Annotated in this window: 14 protein-coding genes; 9 read left to right on the top strand and 5 right to left on the bottom strand. The window is 43.6% G+C overall.

Going from position 1 to position 24,029, the window contains the following annotated elements:
- Positions 1 to 122 precede the first annotated feature (122 nt).
- Positions 123 to 611 carry a hypothetical protein gene (locus QM738_RS05475; RefSeq protein WP_462275669.1) on the bottom strand — a complete coding sequence of 163 codons (489 nt, stop codon included), beginning with the start codon at positions 609 to 611 and terminating at the stop codon, positions 123 to 125.
- Positions 612 to 658: 47 nt separating this feature from the next.
- Complete coding sequence (locus QM738_RS05470) at positions 659 to 970, bottom strand: hypothetical protein (protein WP_462275668.1); 312 nt, start codon at positions 968 to 970, stop codon at positions 659 to 661.
- Between the two features lie 257 nt (positions 971 to 1,227).
- On the opposite strand from QM738_RS05470, the gene QM738_RS05465 reads away from it, so the two are divergent.
- The 5 genes from QM738_RS05465 to QM738_RS05445 all read left to right on the top strand — a co-directional run bounded on the left by QM738_RS05465 (position 1,228) and on the right by QM738_RS05445 (position 8,532).
- Positions 1,228 to 3,654: an outer membrane beta-barrel protein gene (locus QM738_RS05465; protein WP_462275667.1), complete on the top strand. Its 2,427-nt coding sequence runs from the start codon at positions 1,228 to 1,230 to the stop codon at positions 3,652 to 3,654.
- Positions 3,655 to 3,851: 197 nt separating this feature from the next.
- On the top strand, positions 3,852 to 6,518 hold the full coding sequence (locus QM738_RS05460) for an MGH1-like glycoside hydrolase domain-containing protein (protein WP_462275666.1): 2,667 nt from the start codon (positions 3,852 to 3,854) through the stop codon (positions 6,516 to 6,518).
- Between the two features lie 137 nt (positions 6,519 to 6,655).
- Positions 6,656 to 7,222: a DUF4142 domain-containing protein gene (locus QM738_RS05455; RefSeq protein ID WP_462275665.1), complete on the top strand. Its 567-nt coding sequence runs from the start codon at positions 6,656 to 6,658 to the stop codon at positions 7,220 to 7,222.
- Between the two features lie 139 nt (positions 7,223 to 7,361).
- Entirely contained in the window at positions 7,362 to 8,153 is a 792-nt protein-coding gene (locus tag QM738_RS05450; RefSeq protein ID WP_462275664.1) for a HipA family kinase, read from the top strand.
- On the top strand, positions 8,131 to 8,532 hold the full coding sequence (locus QM738_RS05445; RefSeq protein WP_462275663.1) for a DUF3037 domain-containing protein: 402 nt from the start codon (positions 8,131 to 8,133) through the stop codon (positions 8,530 to 8,532). Before QM738_RS05450 ends, QM738_RS05445 begins: the two co-directional genes overlap by 23 nt.
- A gap of 62 nt (positions 8,533 to 8,594) precedes the next feature.
- On the opposite strand, the gene QM738_RS05440 is transcribed toward QM738_RS05445, so the two are convergent.
- Positions 8,595 to 8,993: an Hsp20/alpha crystallin family protein gene (locus tag QM738_RS05440; protein WP_462275662.1), complete on the bottom strand. Its 399-nt coding sequence runs from the start codon at positions 8,991 to 8,993 to the stop codon at positions 8,595 to 8,597.
- A 231-nt stretch (positions 8,994 to 9,224) separates the two neighbouring features.
- Here QM738_RS05440 and QM738_RS05435 point away from each other — a divergent pair, with 231 nt between their 5' ends.
- From QM738_RS05435 to QM738_RS05420, 4 genes are all read left to right on the top strand, one after another.
- The gene (locus tag QM738_RS05435; protein ID WP_462275661.1) at positions 9,225 to 10,100 is read left to right on the top strand and encodes an OmpA/MotB family protein; all 876 of its coding nucleotides are present in this window, start codon (positions 9,225 to 9,227) and stop codon (positions 10,098 to 10,100) included.
- Positions 10,101 to 10,205: 105 nt separating this feature from the next.
- Entirely contained in the window at positions 10,206 to 11,795 is a 1,590-nt protein-coding gene (locus QM738_RS05430) for a M1 family metallopeptidase (RefSeq protein WP_462275660.1), read from the top strand.
- 568 nt (positions 11,796 to 12,363) lie between these two features.
- Entirely contained in the window at positions 12,364 to 15,168 is a 2,805-nt protein-coding gene (locus QM738_RS05425) for an outer membrane beta-barrel protein (protein WP_462275659.1), read from the top strand.
- Positions 15,169 to 15,642: 474 nt separating this feature from the next.
- Positions 15,643 to 16,719 (top strand): glycoside hydrolase family 18 protein, encoded by a 1,077-nt coding sequence (locus QM738_RS05420; RefSeq protein ID WP_462275658.1) that lies wholly within the window; start codon positions 15,643 to 15,645, stop codon positions 16,717 to 16,719.
- A gap of 48 nt (positions 16,720 to 16,767) precedes the next feature.
- On the opposite strand, the gene QM738_RS05415 is transcribed toward QM738_RS05420, so the two are convergent.
- Positions 16,768 to 21,285 carry a TonB-dependent receptor plug domain-containing protein gene (locus QM738_RS05415; protein ID WP_462275657.1) on the bottom strand — a complete coding sequence of 1,506 codons (4,518 nt, stop codon included), beginning with the start codon at positions 21,283 to 21,285 and terminating at the stop codon, positions 16,768 to 16,770.
- Between the two features lie 4 nt (positions 21,286 to 21,289).
- Positions 21,290 to 23,863, bottom strand: a complete 2,574-nt coding sequence (locus QM738_RS05410; protein WP_462275656.1) for a SusC/RagA family TonB-linked outer membrane protein — start codon at positions 23,861 to 23,863, stop codon at positions 21,290 to 21,292.
- Positions 23,864 to 24,029 lie beyond the last annotated feature (166 nt).

Below are 24,029 nucleotides of genomic sequence, written 5' to 3'. Positions count from 1 at the left end.
CTATTGCCCCTTACCAAAACAATTAATATATACGGTAAGGACCGGTAGATGGATTTAGTTTTGTAAAAAAATCTTTCTTTTTTACAAAACCGCTGTTAACTGCTGAAAATCAATGCAAAAACCTACTGGCACAGTTTGATGGTATCGGTGGTTTTGGTACTGATCTGTAATTTATTTACCCTGCCGGCCTTGTTGTAGTACAATATCAAAATGCCATACTTGGTTTGAAAAGCATCCCAGCTGGCATCCTTTATCTGCGGGTTGCCCAGCCACTTAAAAAGACTGTTACGTGCAGCACCCATCAATGGAAGACTTAATGTGCCTTTGAACTTTTCACCGATCTCGATATAATTACTGCCGGTATAAAAACTGATATCCTTATCCTTATAAAAAACACCATTACAGTTAACACTGCCATCCGCCACCTCGCTGGTACTGCAGGGAAAGGCTGTTTTAATAGCTTCGGAAGATGATTTGGGAGAGAATTCAGCATTGACCGTTCCTTCCAGTACATCAACAGTAAATGCACGGCAAACGGGTGTTGTTTTTAACTGTGCAGACAAGGCCTGCATACAAATGATACCTGTAATAAGGAGCAAAACGTTTTTCATATTGGTTGATTTTAATTGGTGAAGCGGAATAATTTTATTTACTATTATCAGTGCGGAATAAAAGCACTGTCGGAATACATGTTCTTATTAAAGAGATAATATTTACCATCATTGTAATTGCGCCAGTAGCGTTTTCCATTCAGATCGTAATACAGCCTGCCGTCAAAACTTTTACTGGCGGCTTTATCATTTACCGTAATTACTTTGGGCAATGGGGCCGCAGGCTTTTTTACCACGGGCTTTTTTGCAGCAGTATTATTGGCGGTGGAAGAACTGCTTTCGGGAACGTGTTTTTTATTGCAGGCGGCTATTAAAATAAGCAGTGCTGAGAATAGGATCACCAGTTTTTTGTTTGGCATTGGTTTTTTAAGAAGGAGTATTTCAATTTCTTTACCAAAAATTGTTAAAATGAGGTCTGTATGACGGTTTATACCCCTGTCACGGGCGGTAAATTGCCCGGGGAAATACCATTCCCACCTGTTTCAAACGTTTGCATCAGCCCGATTGCCGCCACCGGCTAAATAAGGGTTGCATAAGAAATATAAAACTGTATTTTACAATAGCTCGTTGTACGCAATTTCCGCATAGTGTTTCTTTAACCCCCTTAAACCTGTTTATGAAAAAGCGCATCATAAAAACTATTGCCTTTGTGCTGGGGGCTGTTTTTTGTTTGCAGGGAGCAAAGGCACAACTGAAAGTGTACGGCCAGGTAAAAGCCGATGATGATAAACCCATTGCAGGCGCCAATGTACTGCTGCTGCATACCAAAGATTCTTCGCTGGCAAAAGGTACCGTAACACTGGTCTCCGGTAATTTTATGCTGGACAATATTCCACCGGGCCAATACCTCCTCAGCATTTCTTTTGCAGGATTTAAAACGTTTTATAAAAACAGCATTGGCATCAGTAATAAAGATGTAGATGCAGGCAGCTGTAAACTGGTAAAAGATGCGGTGGAGTTATCGGCCGTAACCACGGTATCCCGCAAGCCCATGTTTGAACAAAAGATCGACCGCATGGTGATCAATGTAAAGAACAGTATTACATCTGCCGGGGGTACGGCACTGGAAGTATTGGAAAAATCGCCGGGCGTAATGGTCAACAGGCAAACCAATGCCATCTCTATGAACGGAAAGGATGGTGTGGTGGTGATGATCAATGGAAAGATTAGTCGCATGCCTGCCGATGCGGTGATACAGATGCTCTCGGGCATGAACGCTTCCAATATAGAACGCATAGAACTCATCACCACGCCGCCTGCTAATTTTGATGCAGAGGGCAATGCAGGCTTTATCAATATTGTGCTGGTATCCAATCCCAATAAGGGATTGAATGGTTCTTACTCATTAACCATGGGCTATGGCAATGGTTATTCGCCCGCAGGTGCCGTTAACTTCAATTACCGCAATAAAAAAATAAACCTGTTTGGTGATTATGCCTTTACCTGGCAAAACCCGGAGCAGGACTGGAATTTCTTTCACCGCCTCAGCAACCAGGGCGTTATTACCGATAACAATACCGATACCAGGCGGCATACACAAACCGGTGAGCATATTGCCCACCTGGGCCTGGATATACAGCTATCGCCCAAAACCATTATCGGCGGTATCATTGGCGGCTACGACAGTAAATGGACGATGACTGCCAACAACACACTATCGGTGGTAAAGAATAATGTACCCGATACCAGTGTTTATATTGTGAATGAAGAACTGAACCAATGGAAACATTTTATGGCCAATATCAACTTTTCGCACCAAATAAAAGAAGGCGAAAATATTACTGCCGACCTGGATTACCTGTATTACAAGGATAATAACCCCAACACCTACACGAACCAGTATTTTAATGGCAACGGTACAGCATTGGGCCAGGAATATACCCGCAGCAGTAAGCTAACGCCCTTTACCATTTGGGTAGGCAAAGTGGACTACAACAAAAAGATCAATGAAAAACTGCATGCAGAAGCCGGTGTAAAACTGGCGCTATCAGAATTTACCAACGATGTGGCCGTGGAAACATTGAAGCAAAGCAACTGGGTGGCCGACAGCAGCCTTACCTCCAAATACAGTTTAAAAGAAGATATTGCTGCGGCTTATACTGCATTCAGTATTACCGCATCTGCTAAAACCAGTATTAAACTGGGCCTGCGTTACGAGTACACCAGCTCCAACCTGGGCAGTATCAAACAAAAAAATATCATCGACCGTAAGTATGGCCGTTTCTTTCCCAGCATTTTTGTAACGCAAAAGGTCGACGATAATAATTCGTTCAACTTTTCATACAGCCGGCGCATTACACGCCCTACGTTCAGGGATATGGCGCCCTTTGTGATCTTTATCGATCCCTACACTTTCTTTTCGGGCAACAGCGGTTTGCAACCTGCCTTCTCCAATGTTTTTAAAGTGGATTATATGCTGAAGAGTTTTGTATTCTCTGTTTCCTATACCAAAGAAAATGAAACGATCGCTAACTTTCAACCCAAGATCTCTAAAGACAATAAGCAGATCTATGCAGCAGAAAATTTAGATAATATCAAAACACTCAACCTGAGTATATCATTGCCCTTTACTGTAACTAAATGGTGGAACATGCAGAATAACCTGCAGGGCACCTGGCAGCAATTGAATGCGGTGTATGACAAAGGCCCCTTCCGGGTGGAGCAAAAGAATTTTGGATTCAACAGTTCGCAGAATTTTACGCTGCCCCGCAATTACAGCATGGAGCTGTCGGGCTTTTATCAATCCAAAGGATTGTTTGGCGCTGCAGTAACCAAGTCCATGGCATTGGTGAATTTTGGCGTGCAGAAAAAATTCAAAGACAATAAAAGCAAACTGAGGGCAGCGGTGGACAATATTTTTAACGGCTACAAACTAAGGGCCGTAACCGATATCCCTTCGGAAAATGTATATAATACCGTTTATCTCACTTTCAGTTTCCGTACTTATAAGCTTACCTATACCTACAACTTTGGTAATAACAAATTAAAAGATAAACGCAACCGTGGTACTGCTTCGGATGAGGAGCAGGGAAGGGTGAAGTAGCGTGAGTGGTGAGTTGTGAATAGTGAGTAGGATAATTATATATAATACAGCCTTCACTCACCACTGACAACTCACTACTGACAGATTTTCTCAACTCTTTTAAATTCTTTATTTTTATAGTTGTTTTTCACGATTGCCTGTCATGAAAATGTTGCCAGCATAAATAATGGCAGCAATTGTTGTACTAAAAGATAAAAATGACAGCAGAACACCAACGGCTGAAAGTTAACAGCGAAAAATCGATACCACTGGAACAATGGGGTCCCTACCTGAGCGAAAGGCAATGGGGCACCGTAAGGGAAGACTATGGCAATTACGGCGATGCATGGGGTTATCTCCCCTTTGATCAATCACACTACAGGGCTTACCGCTGGGGCGAAGATGGAATAGCCGGCATATCAGATTATTTTCAGAACCTATGCTTTGCCGTTACCTTATGGAATGGTAAGGACAAGATATTGAAAGAACGCTTATTCGGTGTAGGCAATTATGATGGTAATCATGGCGAGGATGTAAAAGAACTGTATTATTACCTGGATAATATTCCGACGCACTATTACATGGAATATCTGTACAAGTACCCGCAGAATGAATTTCCCTACGAAGACCTTTTATTCACCAACCGCCACCGCACCAAGCTGGAGCCGGAATACGAGATACTGGACACGGGTGTTTTTAAGAACGACGAGTACTTTGATGTAAAAGTTACGTATGCCAAGCAAAACCCCTGCGACATTTATATTAAAATAGACATCACCAACCGCAGCAGTAAAGAGGCGCCACTAACAGTATTGCCTACACTATGGTTTTACAACCGCTGGGTATTTACACCAGATGAACCCAAACCTAACATCAGCTATGTAGATAAAACATCGGTGCTGGCGCAGCATCACCGGCTGGGCAATTATTATTTTTATTTCCAGGCACCTACAGACAGATTGTTTACCGAGAACGAGACCAACTATAATAAAGTGAACGGCGCTGCCAATACATCGCCTTTTACCAAAGATGCGTTTCATGACGCCGTGATCAATAACAACCGGGCGAAGCTGCGCAATAAAAATGAAGGCACTAAGTTTTCGCCGGTATACGAACTGTCAGTAAAAGCGGGTGAAACCAAAACCATTTACTGCAGGCTTACACAAAGGGCCGATGATAAACCTTTTTCACTCGGCTTTGAAAAAGTATTTGCCGTGCGCAAGCAGGAAGCAGATGATTTTTACGATACCATATTGCCCGGCGATACTACGCCCGATCTTAGAAATATACAACGCAGGGCGCTCGCAGGTTTATTATGGAGCAAACAATACTATCACTTTGATGTGGAGCGATGGCTGACCACCAGCGATGGTATTACCCCTGTAAACAGCGGCAAGCAGAACGGCCGCAATACCGACTGGACACATTTAAAGAACCAGGATGTGATTGCCATGCCCGATAAATGGGAATACCCCTGGTATGCCGCATGGGACCTCGCCTTTCATTGTATATCGCTGGCCATGGTGGATGTGGTATTTGCAAAGCACCAGCTGCAACTGGTAATGCGGGAGTGGTACATGAAACCCGATGGACAGTTGCCCGCATACGAATGGAATTTCAGTGATGTGAATCCCCCCGTGCAGGCATGGGCGGCCATGGAAATTTACCGGGTGGAAAAAGAAACCTATGGCGAAGGCGATGTGGTATTTTTAAAAAGGGTATTCCAGAAACTGCTCATCAATTTTACCTGGTGGATCAACCGTAAGGACCGCAACGGTAACAATATTTTTGAAGGCGGTTTCCTTGGTCTGGATAATATCGGTGTGTTCAACCGCAGTCATCATTTTACCAACGAAATGCAATTGGAACAGGCCGATGGTACCAGCTGGATGGGCATGTATGCGCTGAATATGATGGATATGGCGCTGGAAATTTCCCGCCATGATGTGGCATTTGAAGATACGGCCACTAAATTCTTTGAACATTTTGTATTGATATCCGAATCGCTGAACAGCCACGCCATGTGGAATGACGATGATAAATTCTTTTATGATACATTGTGTATTGCAGGCGCAGATCCATTACCACTTCGTATACAGAGCATCGTTGGGTTAACCAGTTTGTTTGCAGTAAGCACCATTGATAAAGAGATATTCGATAAGCTGAAAGATTTTAAGAAACGTATCAACTGGTTTGAGAATTACCGGAAAAAGAACAACCGCTTTTGGCCCAATGAAGAGCGGGGAGATGGAGAAGAAATATTGATATCATTGGTGCAGAAAGACCGTTTGATATTTTTACTGAACCGCTTACTGCACGAAGAAGAGTTTTTATCCGGCGGAGGCATCAGGGCCTTATCAAAATACCACGAGGCCAATCCTTACTCGGTAAGCATCGATGGCGTTAAATATACCATTCAATACGATCCCGGCGATTCCACCAGCAACCTGTTTGGCGGCAATAGTAACTGGCGCGGCCCGGTGTGGATGCCCATCAATTACCTCATCATCCGGTCTATAAGAAAGTACGGCGAGTTTTATGGAGATCACTTACAGGTGGAGTGCCCCGTAGGCTCCGGTAATATGATGAACCTGGTGGAAGTTGCAGAACTACTTACCCAGCGGGTGATCAGCCTGTTTGCAAAAGACGAAAAGGGAGAAAGAAAATCTTACGGCAGCTACAACTGGTTTTACAAAAAGCCCGGTAATGAAGACCTGCTGCTTTTTTACGAATATTTTCATGGCGATAGCGGTGCCGGCCTTGGCGCCAGCCACCAAACCGGCTGGACTTCCCTGGTGGCCGACCTGGTAGGCGGTAAGGAAGTACCCAAGGAAGAATGGGATGCGGCGACTCAAATTATTAAAGACGACGACGAAGAGGAGTAAGCAACTGCTCCTTATTTTCCTCACCGGCGGGTAAATTTATCGGCAATAAGCCGCAAAAATGCGGGTATTTTCACTGCACTACGTATAACAATTTCTGGCACTATTTTTTGTGTTCTACAAATGTTAAACGATGTGTTATGAAAGCAAAACTAACTGTAAGCCTGGCGGCCTTACTACTGCTGGCTGCCTGCAATTCAAAAAATAAAGACGAAAAAACTACTCCACAACAGAATAATTACAGCGTAAAGGAAGATGTACGTTCGGATGGTCGCTTTGTAAGAGAGATGACTGCCATCAACACGGCATCTATACAACTGGGCAAGCTGATGCAGAAAAATGCATCGCAGCCAGAAACAAAAAGTATTGCAAGAATGGTGATCAACGATCATGGGCAGGCGGGCAACGACCTGACCAATCTTGCCAAAGAATCGGAAGTGATCATCCCCGACAAGATCATTTTACCGGAGCAAAAGCAGTATAAGATCCTTCTGACAAAAAGCGGGGATGAATTTGATGAAGCAAGTCTTGCAGCATTAACACAGGTACAGCAATCGGCCATCACTAAAATAGAGAACGAAATGAATTACGGCCAGAATATTTTGTTGAAAAAATGGGCCGGTGAAGTACTATCACAATTCCGCTTTCATTTGGAAATGACACAACAGGTAAAAGATGCATTGAAGAATAAGATGGCAGGATTATAAGCACACGTACATCTACATAAATAATAAGGCCCCGTAATGGGGCTTTGTTTATTGGTACCATATACAATGCAGCATCCCTTTTCTTTACCCTTGCATCCTTTACATTTATTCTTTCTACCTTCGGCAGCAGAAACAGCGCATGAACAATCACGAATTAAGAACGGTAAATGTAACCCGCTATGTAACACCCCTGCGGGAAGGCGGCTCCCTGCCGGCCATTGCAGAAGCGGACGACGGATTTTTGTATGTACTCAAATTCCGTGGAGCGGGTCAGGGTGTAAAAGCATTGATAGCCGACCTGGTAGGCGGAGAGATAGCCCGTGCGCTGGGTTTTAAAGTGCCCGAAATTGTATTTGCCAATCTTGACAGTGCATTTGGCAGAACCGAACCCGACGAAGAGATACAGGAACTGCTGCGCAAAAGCGAAGGGCTGAACCTGGCTGTGCATTACCTGGCCGGGGCCATCAGTTTTGATGCGGCAGTAGGTACGCCCACTACATTACTGGCATCGCAGGTGGTTTGGCTGGATGCACTGCTGACCAATGTAGACCGCACTGCCCGCAACACCAATATGCTGACCTGGAAAAAAGAATTGTGGCTGATAGATCATGGTGCTGCATTGTACTTTCATCATTCCGGCGGCGATTGGAAAGAGCAGGCGCAAAGACCTTTTGCACAAATAAAAGATCATGTATTGCTGCCCTATGCCAGCGAACTGGATGCGGTAGATAGTGCATTTAAAACCATTCTTACCAATGAAAGGCTGGAAGAAATTGTTGATCTGATACCAACAGAATGGTTGCAGGAAAATACCTTTGATGTAAGCGCCGAAGCAATGCGAAACATTTATTTACAGTTTTTAATAACCAGGATACAGTCATCATCCATATTTGTAAAACAAGCACAGGATGCAGGAGCAACACTTATTTGAATACGCAGTGATACGCATTGTGCCACGGGTGGAAAGAGAAGAATTCCTCAACGTGGGGGTGGTACTGTATTGCAAAAAAGAACAGTTCTTACAAACCCTGTTCACTATAGATGAAGAAAGACTGCGTGCATTTGCCGGCTACCTGGATATGAAAGCGCTGTACGAACATTTATGTGCATTTGAAAAAATAAGCAAAGGTGATGTATCGGCAGGTGAGATAGCAAAACTGGACATGCCATCCCGCTTTCGCTGGTTGACGGCTGCGAGAAGTACTATTGTGCAATCATCTAAAGTACATCCCGGTTTATGCAGCAATGCCCTGGAAACATTACAGCGCCTGCATGCACAACTGGTGCTGCCACCACCCAGCGAACATTGAAGAAATGAATATAGAAAAGTCTATCCAGCCTTAGGCTGGATAGACTTTTTTAATTGCGCGGCTTAGTTGATCACTATTTCCTTTTTCTCCACTTCCTTACCTTGTATAACGGGCAGGGTTACCTGCAAAACACCATCCACATACTTGGCCGAAATGGCAGCGGTGTCGATGCTTTTGTCGAGTGTGAAAGTGCGGGTAAAACCGCCCCGGCTGTATTCCCTTACGATCCATTCAGGACGGGGAAAACCTTCCGGCGGTGTGTAAGAAACGGTGAGCTCATTTCCACTTACATCCAAATGAAAATGTTCTTTAATGCGGCCGGGAGCAAATACCAGCATTTCAAAACTGTTGTCGGTTTTGTAAACGTTTACTGCAGCCCTTTGCATAGAGCGGATGAATCCCGCCCTGGCGGAATTTCCGTAATGATTGCCTTTTGCGGCGCATGACTGATTGTAGTGCATGTTGTTTGTTTTTAAATTAAAAAAAATAATCACAACAACATCGCATAAAAATGATGCCGGCCCTTTTTCCTGCAAAATTGGCACGAACTATGCGATTTAATCATCATGTTTTAAGATATGTTGCAACGTTAGCACAAGCTTTAACAATTTATCCATCTTTTTAAAAGTTGATTGCGGCTAACTTTGCAACGCAATAAAGATCTATTAATTAAACCTCCTAAAAACTGTATCATGAATAAGTATGTTGTAGCCGGCATTGCAGTAACGGTATCATTGTTTTCCTGTGTTAGTTCTAAAAAATTTAAAAATGCGCAGGCAGCCGCCGATCTAAAGATCAGCCAGCTGCAAACAGATAATACCAATTGCAACGACGCTAAAAATGAATTGCTGCGCCAGAAGGCAGGACTTGAAACGGATAACAGCAATTTGAACAAACAGATTGCCGACCTGAACAAACAGGTGGATTTTCTAAAACAAAACAACACCACGGTGCTGAAACAATTGCAGGACCTTTCGGTAGTATCATCTGCACAGGCAGAGAATATTAAAAAATCGCTGGATAATATTGGCTCCAAGGATGCTTATATACAGGACCTGCAGGCATCGCTTGCACGTAAAGATTCATTGAACCTGGCGCTGGTGATGAACCTGAAAGGCGCTGTAGGCAATATGCAGGACGAAGACATTAATATTAAAGTAGAGAAAGGTGTGGTGTACATCGATATCTCCGATAAACTGTTATTCAAAAGCGGCAAGTACGAAGTAACCGCACAGGCAAAACAAGTACTGGGTAAAGTAGCAGCAGTATTAAAAAATCAACCGGGTATTGAATTTATGGTGGAAGGACACACCGATAATATTCCTTACTCCAATGGTGTACTGACCGATAACTGGGACCTGAGTGTAAAACGTGCCACCGAAGTGGTACGCATACTGCAAAAGCAATACGGACTTGACCCTGCAAAAATGGCTGCTGCCGGAAGGGGTGAATATAACCCGGTGGTGGATAACACTACAGCTGATAACCGGGCCACTAACCGCCGCACAAGAATTGTGATATTACCGCAACTCGACCAGTTCTTTAAACTACTGGAACCTAAAAAATAAATGAATCATCAAGCCCTGCACCTTTCAGCAGGGCTTTTTTATGCTCCATCAATAATCACTATCAGCAGTTACAAAAAAGCCCTACATTTAAGCAAACTATTTATTATGAGAACAGCACTGCTATTTTTATGCCTTTGCATCTTCAATAAAAATTTTGCGCAGGAACTTACCTCGGGCGGTAAGTTAAAACCGGAGCAGGCCATTATGGATATCCGGCATTACACCATCAACCTGGCGGTGGATTTTGATAAGCAAAGCATCAGCGGCTTTACCGTTATCGACTTTGTATTATCGCAACCAACACCGGTATTGCTTTTCGACCTGATGAATGATATGAAAGTGGACAAGATATGGGTGAACGGAAAAGAAGCGCCCTTTACACATACCAATGCATTGATCACCATTACACCGGCTACTGCAGTAGCAGCAGGTAAAACATCGGTAAAAGTACAGTACGGCGGCAAGCCGCATGTAGCCACCCGTCCACCATGGGAAGATGGTTTTACCTGGACAAAAGATACACTGGGTCATCCCTGGATGTCCATTACTGCCGAAGCTGCAGGCGGACAATTATTTTATCCCTGTAAAAATCACCCGAGCGATGAACCGAACGAAGGTGCAGATCTGATCATTACTGTACCTAAAGGCCTGGTGGTGGCTGGTCCGGGTTTATTGCAAAAAGTAACCAAGCAAAAAAACACTGCTACCTTTTACTGGAAAACAAAGTACACCATCAATAATTACAGCATTCTTTTTAACGTGGGCGATTATGCAGTGGTAACTAAAACATACACTACTGTAAATGGCAATAAAGTACCCATGGAATTTTATGTGTTGAAAGCAGATGAAGCAAAAGCGGCGCACCACCTGGATGTGCTGGCGCAGATAGCATCAGTCCGTGAAAAATATTTTGGCGAATATCCATGGGTGCAGGAAAAGATAGCCATTGCTGAAACACCGCATCTCGGCATGGAGCATCAAACCATGAATGCCTACGGCAATAAATTCCGCTACGAAAAAATTGGCGGTGTAGATAACGACTGGCTGATGAACCACGAATTTGGCCACGAATGGTTTGGCAATAAAGTAACGGTGAAAGACTGGGCCGATTACTGGATACAGGAAGGCATTTGTAGCTATGGCGATGCACTGTACACCCGGGAGATGGGTGGCGAGCAGGCCTATATCGATCATTTTAAACAAACAGCTTTTGGTATAGAAAATAAAAAACCGGTGGTACAGGGTAAAGATATTGATGAAGAATCGGCTTATATTGGCGATATCTACAGCAAGGGTGCCTTCTTTATGCACACGCTGCGTTATGTAATTGGCGATGACGTTTTTTTTCCTGCATTGAAACAACTTTCCACCGCATCGCAATACACCTACGATAACCTGGTAAGCACTGATGATGTGGAACAACTGTTCAGCAAAGCATCAGGCAAAAACCTGCAACCCTTATTCAACTTTTACCTGCGCACCACGCAAAAGCTGGAAGTGCATGTAACTACATTAAGGCAAAACAAATACAGGCTGGTGCTGGACAACATAGATATGGAACTGCCTGTGGATATTGTAACCGATAAGGGCGTGCAAAAAATGACGCTCTCTAAAAAGCCCATCACTATCACCAGCGCTACCCTGCCACAGGTGGACCCGGATATGTATTATTTGAAGAAAGTAATCCTGGAATAAGTTTTATAATTATTCTCTCCGCTGCCGCCGTCTTGGCTTCGACAAACGGCGTATGGGCAATACATGGTCTGACCCCCCGGTCTGACCATGTGATGCATTGCCACCGCAGGCGGAGGCAACTGAACTATTAAAACCACATAGGCACATAGGATACATAGGCCAAGCCGTTTCTTCGCACACGCCTTGGTTTTGATTAATAGCGAATATGCGGAACCGGTAACTATTCTTTTCTGCAACAGATCATAATACCATCAGCAACACCTACGCCAAAAAAAAGCCGCCGCAGGCGCCTATTAACTCTGTTCTCTATGTGCCTATGTGGTGCACCTTTTCCTCCGTTGTTTGGGTACTCAGCTTTGTCGAAATACAACAAACGGCATATGTACATGGTCTGACCCCCCGGTCTGACCATGTACATATGCTGCCAAACCTGGGAGCAATCCCCCCGCCTTGCACCAACTCATTTTGTGAACACCTAAACTATCATGCAACATTTATCCTATCAGCTTGTCTCTACTAATTATAGTATAGCAATTTTAATATAGCCATTAAACAACTGAATTAAAAAATGAAAAACATTTTATTGCCTTTTTTGTGCGTAACCCTATGCACAACAGCCTTTTCGCAGGCAACACTCAAGGGAAAACTGATAGACAGTACCGCCAAAACACCGCTTTCTTTAGCCACCGTAACTGTTTTTAAAGCAGCCGATACAGCCATTATTACTTACCGGTTAAGCAACCCCGATGGTGATTTTAAAATTCCGGGATTACCATTTGATGTAAAATGCAGGGTGGTAGTATCGTTTAGCGGGTACCTTGGATACAGGAAAGAATTTACCGTTAGCAGCGATCAGCCTGTTGTAGACCTTGGCAATGTTTACCTGTCGCCCGTTTCCTCCACAATGCAGGAAGTGGTGGTATATGCCGAAAGGCCACCGGTTGTAATTAAAAAGGATACGGTTGAATTCAATGCATCTGCTTTTAAAACATTACCCAATGCACTGGTAGAAGACCTGTTGAAAAAATTACCGGGTGTACAGGTAGATAAAGACGGCAATATCATGGTGAATGGAAAACCTGTGAACAGGATATTGGTGGATGGTAAAACATTTTTTGGTGACGACCCCAAGATGGCTACCCGCAATTTACCCTCGCAGGTGATAGATAAAGTGCAGGTAATGGATGATAAAGAAGAGATGCTGCGCAATGGAGATGATAATGCGAACAATGTAGGCAAGGTGATCAACCTTACATTAAAAAAGCGGATCAAGAAAAGCATGTTTGGCAAAGCTTATGCCGGTGGTGGTGGCGGGCCGCAGGGTGGCCGGTACGAAGTGGGCGCTATAGCAAATGTGTTCAGGGATACACTGCAGGTAAGTGTAATGGGCTATTCCAATAATCTTAACCGCCCGGGCTTTAGTGTAACTGATATGCGGCAAACAATGGGTATCAGCCGTTCTATCGAAACGATGGGAGGCAACTCTAACAATAATAACAACACCAGCAATTTCGGTTCTTCCTTCAGCATTAATGATATCAATTTTGGAGGAGAATCACGCAACGGCGGTATCACAAAAAGCGATGGTATAGGCATCAACATCAATCATTCGCCCAGCAATAAGCGCTCTATCTATGGACAATATTTTTATGGACGTGTGCATACCGATGTGCAGAATGAGAACAGGACCGAGATCTATAAAGAGGATACTGTGATCAGTAATTTTTCAAACCAGCGCTATACCGAGATCGGTAATTCGCATGTGTTTGGGGCCGGCGCCAATTTAAAGCCCGACTCTACCATCAATCTCATCATTGGCTTAAACTATGTGATATCCCGTACCACATCCGAAAAAAATGATGTGAGAAGCGGCGTCAATAATTTTTTGGGCAACTTAAATAATGGGCTTGTAAATAATACGGGTGATCTGAAAGCCAATATGTATAGCCACAACATCATGTTCACCAAACTATCCAGGAGCAAAAAAGGGCGGCGATTGAATATTACGCATTACATGGGATGGAACAAAAGAGACCGGGATGATTATACCAATGCCGACATTGCCTACCTGCAGCCTTTTAGCAAAGATACCGCTTACCAGCAATTGCGTAACGAATGGATACCAACGTGGACGGCTAACCTGGCCGGTAATTACAGCGAACCACTGATCAAAAACTTTTTCTTCAGGCTGGGTGCACGATACGATTTTGAAAAACTGGACGACAGGGTGGGCACGTTTGCAAATAACACCAGTAACCCTATCAAAGACCTGAGCAGCAGGTTTACGAGGGAAAGTAACAAGTACAGCGTTTCTGGCGGAATTGAATACCGGTACAAAAACTTTACTTTCCGCCCAGGTATACGTTATCAATCGCAAAAATTTGATAACAATATCTACTCCTTAAACCAGTCAATTGTACAGGAGCAGCGCAATGTACTGCCACAGTTTGATTTTGTATATAAAAAATTATCGCTTTCGTACAACAGGGATGTAGTGTTACCTTATTACACTTACCTGGTACCAATATTGAACAACAGCAACCCTTATATGACAAGATTGGGTAACCCTAATCTTAAACCGGCATTGCAAGACAGGGTACGTATTACATTGAACGCTTACAGCCCTAAAAGCACTTTGGGTGTATGGTCGTGGTTTGAAGCCTCGCAATCGAAAAATGTGATCGTGGATAGTATAGCGTTGGACCAGGGCGGTATACAAACCATATATCCTGTAAATGCAAATGGGTATAAGCGTGTGGCCACTAATTTTGGATTGTACCAGAATAAAAGGAATGCAAAGAATTTTATGATCCCCTGGAATTTTGGCACCTGGACGGAATATGTTCAAAATTATTTTTACTATAATGGCGTTAAGAGCCTGCAAAACAGGTTGAATTGTAATTTCTGGAGTGGCATTGGATTTAATTGGGATGATAAGCTGGAGCTGAACCAGGAGTATTCTTTTAGTTACCGCTTTGTAAAGAATAGTAATGCTGGTTTTGAAAATATCAAAACATATAGTCAAACGGTTGGCACAGAGGTAATAGTGCGTTATATAAAACATGTAATATTCGATACCAGGTTGCGCCTGATCTCCAACGATATGTTTGATGATCCGTCATTGAAAAAAATATACCTGTGGAATGCTGCGGTAAATTTTACGTTCTTTAAAGATGAAAGAGCAGTATTGCGCATAAGCGCCAACGATATATTGAACCAGGGTAAAAATGTGTACATGTCGCCCAATCAAAACACCGCCTTCTTTTCCAAAGGCGATGTGCTGGCGCAGTATTTTCTGTCAACCTTTACTTATAACCTAAGGCCCGCAGGCGCAAAGAGAGCGGCAGCAGGAGGAAAGTGGTCGTTGTTTTAAGCCGAAAAAAAAATAATTAAGAATTTGTCGTTCTGGCAGTGCCTCACATAGTCTGACACCGGGTCTGACCATGTGAGGCACTGCCGCCAAAGGCGGAAGCAACCGGAGCACACACTTTTAAAACTACATAGGCACATAGGGTACATAGAAAACACATTTCTTCGCAATCGCTTGGACTTTGACCAACTGCGAACATGTGGTACCGTTACTTATGTCCCCTGCAACAGATCATCATCATCATCCACCACATGGTCAGACTGAGGGTCAGACCATGTGATGCAAAAAGCCGCCGCAGGCGGCTATAAACTATGTTCCCTATGTTCCTATGTGGTGTATCATCCACATGGTCTGACCCCGGGTCTGACCATGTACCACTGCGCCTATATGGTGCACCCTTCCCCGCTTACAATGGTTTAACAATTAAACTATTGTATAAATTGTAACTTGTGTTGCAACATCAATTACAAACCATTCATGAAGAAGATCCTGATCGCAGCCTTTCTCCTGTCACAGTTTACCGCATACAGCCAATATAAATACAAAGTAATAGCCTACTACACCGGCAATGCCGATAATATAAACCAATACCCGCTGGCCAAGCTAACGCATGTGATATACAGTTTTTTAAAGCTGCAGCACGATACACTCACCTTCAGGGATAGTGCACAGCAGGCCACCGTGCAGCAACTGGTGGCATTAAAGCAGCAATACCCGCAATTGAAAATAATGGTATCGGTAGGTGGCTGGGGCGGCTGCGGCCCCTGCTCGGGCCTGTTTGATACAGCGGCCACCCGCAACAATTTTGTACAAACAGCGGCGCAACTATTAAAAGATTATGATATCGACGGGCTGGACCTGGATTGGGAGTACCCTACCATAGAAGGCTACCCCGGCCACCAGTTTCTGCCGCAGGATAAAAATAATTTTACGCTATTGGTAAAGCAGTTGCGGGCAGCTATAGGAAAAGATAAGTTATTGAGTTTTGCAGCGGGCGGCTTTACACAATACCTGCAGGAGTCCATCGACTGGGATGCAGTAACACCGCAAATGGATTTCATCAACCTGATGACCTACGACCTGGTGGGCGGCTACAGCAAAGTAACGGGGCATCACACACCACTGAATGATTATATGCCCAACCAGCAATCGCTGGAAAAATGTACCAACTGGCTGCTGGATAAAAAAGTACCGGCCAGTAAACTCATTGCCGGCGCTGCATTTTACGGCAGGGTATGGCAAAATGTGGCTGATACCAATCATGGCCTGTACCAAAGCGGCGAATTTTTGCAGGGCGTATCCTACAAAAATTTTGATACCTACTTCAGCGATACCAGCGGCTTTAAATACTATTGGGATAAAAAAGCAAAAGCGCCGTATCAATACAATAAAGAAAAAAAACTGTTTGCCACATTTGATGACCCGGAATCTATCAATGCTAAGGCAAAATTTGTGCGCCGTAAAAAAATGGGCGGCATCATGTTTTGGGAATTATCGGACGACCGGTACACCGAAGGCCTGGTAGATGCGGTAGAAAAGAATTTGAACGAATAAAAAAAATGCGGCCAAGTGGCCGCATTTTTTTTATGATAGCACTACACTTTATTCTGTAATGGTTATTTCTACGCCGTCGTTCCAGTTTTTATATTCGGGCGTATAATACAAATACGTGTTGCTGGCTTTACCTTTATACGTGCCCGGTACATCGGCTTTAAGATCGAGGAAGATGTTTTTTGTTTCACCGCTTGCAAAGCCCATCCAGTAAAACACCAGGTAATTATCAAATATCTCGTAATAGGCCACCTGGTTCTTTTCCATGATCTCCTTTAGCTGCCAGGGCTGTACAGAAAGGCCGGCAGGTATACCAATTTTAGCAATGGCCATGGGCTGCAGGTTGTTCTTTATATTGGTAACTGCAATATCCATGCGTACGGTTTCGCCGAGTTTTGTTTCGGTGTTCTTTAATACAGTGTTCAGTTTTAATTCCGCTTTATCACTATTAGGCGGAGTAAAAGTATTGTACGCCACTTCCAGGTTGTAAGGGATGGCATTGCCTTTTTGTACATAGTTTACGGTAAAGCTGTTGCTGCCTTCCTGCAGATTGGCTATTACCGCTTTATCGGCATCCACCACTTTATTGTTGAGTGTAAAGTTGATGGGCCCGTCTTCAGTTACTTTACCCATCAGCTTAGTATATTCCACCAGTGCCTTTAATGCCAGCACGGTAGACTGCGTGGATCCGTAACCGTAATAGCTCTTCTCTTTTAATATTCTTGAAATAAGATCGGCTATCTTACCCAGTGGCGGTGCATCGCCCTTCATCAATGCCATGGCATACAGCGAGCAGGTTTCCACTCTTAAAGAAGCATCCCTTGAATTCACCACACTGGTTTCAGCATTAAAATTCACTTTCTGATATTGCTGATCCAGTTGCTCCATCAGTGTTTTAAATGAAGCCATGTCCTTCATGTTAGAAGCTGCAATGGCCATCATCGCCAGCTGGTAACCATCCTTACTTTCGATGGCTTTTTTTACAGCAGTAGTGTATTCTTTTTCTATTTCTTTGCCCACGCCTGCCTGCGTAAGTGCATACACAATATAAGTGTTGGCAATTTTAGCAGGTACGGATGCAAACTGGTCGTAACCACGGTTGATCACACTGAAAGTGCCATCACCGTCCCTGCGGCCCAGCAAAAATTTCTTTGTGCGTTCCAGCATTTGTTTATCTACATCCACCAGGCCCTGCATATCGGTAAATTCCATCAGGCCATAGGCGGTCAGCGCTTCGTGTGGCGGCGTGTGGCCAAACCATTCAAAACCATTTTGCGCCGTTTCAAAACCTATCAGGCGTTTATAGCCTCTTTCAATATAATCCAATGCCTTTTGCTCAATAGCGGGGTTGGACTTGCCGGATTCCCGCAAATATTTCAATACATAAATATTAGGATAAGTGCTGGAAGAAGTTTGTTCAAAACAACCATAAGGCTCCCGCAGCATCGATTCAATACCATCCATCAACTGGCCTTCCAGGTTTTTAAATAACCGCAGGTTGCTCTTTAGTGAACCGGGTATCATTTTATTGATAGTGAACTGGTGCTGCGCATTTTTATTGCCGGAAAATGTTTCCACTACCGGGAAGCCCTTTTCTACCGCCGACACCGGCAACGTGATCGCTTCTTTTTCATTGGGCCCGCTTACAATAAATTGAATGGTGCCTTTTAAGGCCGCAGTGGCTTCTGCGGGTACCAGTAACCGTAAGGAACTGTCTGCGCTTACTGTAACAGAATTACTGTACGTGCCGTTTTTAAAATTACCAGGAAACAATACGCTTACAGTAAACTGTTTGCTTTCGCCACTGTTGTTCTTAATTACCAGCGGCAGCAAAGCCTTATCACCCACGGTAAGATAAGGCGGTATCTTGGCATCTACCTGCAGCGCATTCTGTACACTATAAGTAGTTTCTGTTCTGCCTACTTTACCATTATATGCAATGCCTTCTGCAACTGCCCTGAAGGTGGTGGAAGCATCCGAATTATAGAATGATACCGATGCAGTACCATCCTTACCGGTTTGTATGGTAGGGTTCCAGTAAATGGTTTCCCTGAAGTCGGATCTTTCCGCCACATCCGTAGTAACATACACCGGCGCATAAAATTTGCGGGCAACAGCATATACCATATTGCCTGTATACACCGGTTTGGAAGTATAAAAATATTTAGGGGTAAAATTAAAACCCAGCTTGTCGTAGTATGTTTTTTTAAGCGTGATCACAACTAGTCCATTGGCCGCACGGCTGCCATACAGCGATGTGGCGGCTGCATCTTTCAATACCGTTACATCATCAATATCGTTGGCGCTGATGCTGTTTACCTGCAGCTGCTCCATCGGTATACCATTTACCACAAATAAAGGGCCCGATATAAATGAACTACCCATACCGCGGATACTGATCTTTAAGCCATCAGCGGGATTGGCATTGGAAGTAACCTGTATGCCTGCCACCCTGCCGGCCAGCGCATTGCCCCAATCTTTTACATCCTTTAATTCGTCCATGCTGATGATTGATACAGAACTTGTCATAGACCGGTATGCTCTTTTTACACCAAAAGCGCCTGTTACCACCACTTCTTTTAACTCAGCTCTTGGCCCCTGCACCAGGTTAAATAATTGTTCCTGCTCCTTTGCTTCTTTCTTTTCTGCAACAGCAATAGCTTTTGCCTGCACATCAAAATCTTTCGAGATAGATATCAACTGTCGTAGCTGGTTTGCTTTAGTAGGGTTATATCCCATACCATTCTGCATGATATTGATATCTATCTTTTGTTTTTTATTAAAGGCCTGCGCATAAATAAAATAATTGTTCTGCGGCTGCAGGTCCGAAAAAAAGAACATGCCATCATCATCTGTATCGATCTTAATAGCTTTGCCAAAGGCTTTGGCATTCATTAAAAATAATTTTGCACGCACGGGTTTTTTATCAACGCCTACAATTTGTCCGCTTAAAATATTGGCCTGGTCGGGCATAAACTTTAATTGCTTTTGGTTCAGCACATATTCGGTATAATCAAAATAGCGGTAGCCATGTGTCAACATCAAAAGGTCCAGCGCAGGCACTGCCTTTGGCTCGTCTTTTTTAAAATAGAATTGTGGTTCTTCTATCTTGCCTTTCAGCTCGCTGCTCAGTAACAGCCACGAAAGAATATGATCCTGCTTATCATCTGCAAAGGTCCACAGCTTATCATCCACCACTGCCAGCGAAAGATTGGATGCAATGGGATCACCCTTTTCATCCATTGTTTTTACAGTAAGCATCACTTTTTCGCGGGGCAGGTATCTTTGTTTGTCGGTGGTAATGGTTACATACAATAATTTCTGTTCGTTCAAAAACACCAGCCTTTCTGCCAGCGGCAATTCATCATCGCGGTATAAAGTGAATTGTGCAATACCGGCAGGAAAAATACCTTCATCGATGGTAATAGTATTGCTGCCTTTTTTAAGCCCGATACTTTCATGATAATAAGTAATGGATTTAACGGTGGCTTTCAGATGAATACGCTCGGCAGTATTGCTGGTAAGCTGTACAGTGATCTTTTTATTTTCTTTACTGATGTGCATGGCAATGCCATCATTAACAGCAGCAGGTAAGCTGAATTGCTGGCTGATGCCTGCCGGGGATGTGATGACCGCTTTGTACGACTGACCCGCCTGCGGTGCAAATAAAAACTTACCCATACCAAAATGATAACTTTCAAAACTGCCCGCTTTATTACCACGGCTGTCAATGATATAACCTTTGATATCAGCCGCCTTGCCATTTTCGTTCAGCGCTTTAAAAGCCACTGTGTTGGGCATGCCATTGATGAACGTGCCGCCTTCGGGCATAAACTGCAGGTCGATCTTGTTCAGCACAATGGGGATGCTCCTCGATATCGCTTCGGTATAAGCATTGTAATCAACCGTTACATTCAGTAGACCATCGGTAGTGGCAAGATCGTTAGGCAATGTAAAATTGATGACCGCCTTGCCATCATTGCCCGTTTTAAAATTTTGTGTGCTTACTATTTCCCCGCCAATGGATACAGCGTATTTTACGTTGTAATTGCGGATGGGTTCATCGGCGATATTGCGCATACTGAAGTTGGCTTTTACCAGGCTGCCAGCGCTGTAACCTTTTTCAGGAAAATCCAGCTTCATCAACACCCTGGGTGCGATCACTTTTTGCAATGTGATCTCCTTAATAAAAACCTGGCTCTCTTTTTCATTCAGCATCCAGCTGGTATAAGCCCTTATTTTATAAACACCACCAACAGATTGATCGGTAAAATCAAAAGAACCTTCGGCATAACCATCCGTAACCTTCAGCGGCGATTTTTTAACCACGGTACCGGCAGGGCTTATTAATTCTGCATACACCACGCTGCTCAATTGGCTGGCTGTCTGGTCCTGCGCTTTTACCAGGTATAATTTAAAATACAGCACATCCCCTGGTTTATAAAAAACATGATCCGTTTGTATATAGATCTTTTCTTTGGTGGAAACATAATCCTGAGCGCTGATACTGCAGCAGCCTAACAGCAAACTGAAAAACAATATTGCTTTTAATGAAGCGATCCTTTTCATGGTACTAAAATTTAAGGGATAATGAAAAACCGAATGAATGATAAGAGGGCAGGTTGAAAAGATCCAGCCCTCGGGTGCCTGCCTGGTCAAACAGCAGCTGGTTGGGATCTACGCCCTTGTATGCAGACCATAGCATGAAATTGCTGGCATATAGTGCACAGCTGATCTGCTGTACATATTTTTTTGGCCTGAACTGGTAGGACAGGTTGATGTTGTTCAACCGGATATGATCTGCTTTTTGAATATAGGATGCTGCAACACCACCGATGCCATAGCGGGTCCAGCGGTTTTGTTCCACCGGCAGGGATGGATCATAAAAAGATACCGGTATCGTGTTGGCCTTACCGTTAATATCCACCCCGTTAAAAACATAGCCCGTGGTATTTCTTAATGCAGCAGAGCCCGCCGACCTGCCATAATAATCCAGCAACGCTTCCGTACCGTTCCATACGTCACCACCCTTTTGCCATTCCATTATAATGCTTAGCCTCCATTTTTTTAAGTCGAAAGTGCTGGCATTTTTTATAACAAAATCAGGCGTGGGGTCGCCGATCACTGATGGCGTATTGTTTACCATTGGAAAGCCATCTGTACCAATGATGGTATTACCGGCTGCATCCTTTAAATAACTATTGCCCACAATAGCGCCCAGCGGCGCACCCTTTACAATAGCTTTATGCACATCTGCAAAGCCGGCAATATCAAAGAAGTCATATCCTGCTTTAACTTCGGTTACCCGGCCCCGGTATTTACTAAAAGTAAAGCTGTTGCTTACCGATAATTTTTTGGTGCCGCCAATAAGAATCCTTGTAGTTAATTCCAGGTCCATGCCGCGGTTACGGTGACTGGCCAAATTCATTAACTGCAACTGGTTGTTACTATATACCGGGAAAACATCGTTCAATGTGTACCGGGTATACCAATCTGCAACCAGGTATATTCTATTTTTAAGCAGTCTCCATTCAGTTCCAAAATTATATTCCCGGTGCTCAATAGGCATCAAGCCATTAAAGCCTGTTACTTCTTTTACAGGAAGGTATTGCAGTGTCTCGGCAACACGATATTGTGTAAGATTGTTTTGTGCCAGCGAAGTATTGATGGGCAACTCGCTGTTGAACTGGTTATAAGCAGCCTTTAACTTTATCCAAACGCCAGGTATATTAAACAGGTTGCTAAACACGCTGTAAGCAGCAAGGCCGGGCAGGAAGAGATCTTTTTTTGCAGTGGTGGAAGATGTATACATTTTGTCGGTAACCCGTATACCCGCCTCTCCAAAACCGCATTCAAAAGTTTGCAGGTAACTTAACAGGATATCGCTGGAAGAGCGATGATATTGATACAAATTACCTGGATAGGATATGGAAGAGCTGTTATTGTTATAAATATAACCCAGGTTTGCGGTTCCCCTCAACCCAAATTTGTAGTGGTCGCTGTTAAAACGAATATTGTATTCGGCAGCGGCATTTAAAAAATAATTCCGGTCTTTTTTATTGCGGTTAACGGCAATACCGTTCTCAAAAAATGCAGTAGAGGGGCGGTAACCTTCATTACTGTTTTGCTGCAGGTTTTCGAATGACTGGAATAAACTGATGGATCCTTTACTGAGCTTGTGCAGGATATTCAGGCTGCCACTTTTTTGCAGATTACTGAAAGAATGATCATTGTTTTGTAGCAGGAACAAAGGATTATCGGCATACTGGCTATAACTTCTTTGTACAGCGCCTAGCGTATTACCCTGGCCGTTATCAAAACTTACCGGTGTAAGTAATGCATTTTGATATACCCTGTTGAGAAAACCACCGCGGTTGCTGTTGGAAAAAGATTGCCCGGTATAACTATAAGCCGCCGTCAATGTAGTGCTCTTAATCGTCTGCGTACCGGTTGCAGCAAAATGATCGGTATTATTTTGATTAAAATTGATAAAGGTCTTTTCTGTAGTATGTCCTGCATTGATCAGTAAGCCTGAAACCATAGTGGAATTCTTTTTATACTTCAGCTGCACCGTTGCATTATTGGAAAACGAGGCCGCCGTGCGGAAAACGGAAGATGAATAGGGTATGATTTTTTTTCCGTTCCCGCTACCGGCAGCTGTTAATTTTCCATTTGCATCATAGGGGTAAGATGTTCCGTCAAATTCAAGCGTATTGATTGCAGGGCCATAACTGAATAATTCATTGGTTTCTGGTCCCTGCCAAACTGTTTTTCCGTTCAGGGAACGGCCTTGTACATATTCCTGCTGTACATCGGGCGTATGATTGGCACGTTGTATCTCTGTAATAGATGTGACCCAGCCGCTTACGGTTAATTTTTTATACTGCAGCAGATACAGCTGTAATCTGTTATTCCTGTCAACTGTTATCCGCTCGAATTTGTTGTAGAAATAATCGTTATAGAAATAACCATTCAGCCCGAGCCTTAAAGAAGATCTTTCCAAACTGTTGGAGCTGTCGGTCCATCGCTTTCTTGTAACGGTATCTTTTTTTATCAGCGAAAGATAATCCTGCGAAATAACAGGCTGCACGTCCTGCGCTGCAACAAAAAGAGGGCATACGAAAAGTATAAGCAGTATTGTTTTCATCTGTTAATGTTTTTTGCTGGTTGTGATCGCTGCAGTCTTAACACCGGATGCAAAAAGAAAACGGATTACACAAAATATTTTTTTAAGTACACTGTTCGTGTACTTATTCTTACAGCTCATGCAGCTGTTTGTGCAACTCATTACGGTGTTTATATTAATGCAGCAC

Source organism: Ferruginibacter sp. (assembly GCF_049840995.1).
In the GTDB taxonomy this organism is placed as follows: Bacteria; Bacteroidota; Bacteroidia; order Chitinophagales; family Chitinophagaceae; genus Ferruginibacter.
Note: the sequence above shows the minus strand (reverse complement) of the source record. Positions and strands in the feature narration are given on the sequence as shown.

Coding starts and splice junctions, on each gene's coding strand:
- QM738_RS05470 (WP_462275668.1), bottom strand. CDS start 970: ATGCCAAACAAAAAACTGGTGATCCTATTCTCAGCACTGCTTATTTTA.
- QM738_RS05465 (WP_462275667.1), top strand. CDS start 1,228: ATGAAAAAGCGCATCATAAAAACTATTGCCTTTGTGCTGGGGGCTGTT.
- QM738_RS05425 (WP_462275659.1), top strand. CDS start 12,364: ATGAAAAACATTTTATTGCCTTTTTTGTGCGTAACCCTATGCACAACA.
- QM738_RS05410 (WP_462275656.1), bottom strand. CDS start 23,863: ATGAAAACAATACTGCTTATACTTTTCGTATGCCCTCTTTTTGTTGCA.
- QM738_RS05420 (WP_462275658.1), top strand. CDS start 15,643: ATGAAGAAGATCCTGATCGCAGCCTTTCTCCTGTCACAGTTTACCGCA.
- QM738_RS05445 (WP_462275663.1), top strand. CDS start 8,131: ATGCAGGAGCAACACTTATTTGAATACGCAGTGATACGCATTGTGCCA.
- QM738_RS05435 (WP_462275661.1), top strand. CDS start 9,225: ATGAATAAGTATGTTGTAGCCGGCATTGCAGTAACGGTATCATTGTTT.
- QM738_RS05455 (WP_462275665.1), top strand. CDS start 6,656: ATGAAAGCAAAACTAACTGTAAGCCTGGCGGCCTTACTACTGCTGGCT.
- QM738_RS05460 (WP_462275666.1), top strand. CDS start 3,852: ATGACAGCAGAACACCAACGGCTGAAAGTTAACAGCGAAAAATCGATA.
- QM738_RS05440 (WP_462275662.1), bottom strand. CDS start 8,993: ATGCACTACAATCAGTCATGCGCCGCAAAAGGCAATCATTACGGAAAT.
- QM738_RS05475 (WP_462275669.1), bottom strand. CDS start 611: ATGAAAAACGTTTTGCTCCTTATTACAGGTATCATTTGTATGCAGGCC.
- QM738_RS05430 (WP_462275660.1), top strand. CDS start 10,206: ATGAGAACAGCACTGCTATTTTTATGCCTTTGCATCTTCAATAAAAAT.
- QM738_RS05450 (WP_462275664.1), top strand. CDS start 7,362: ATGAACAATCACGAATTAAGAACGGTAAATGTAACCCGCTATGTAACA.
- QM738_RS05415 (WP_462275657.1), bottom strand. CDS start 21,285: ATGAAAAGGATCGCTTCATTAAAAGCAATATTGTTTTTCAGTTTGCTG.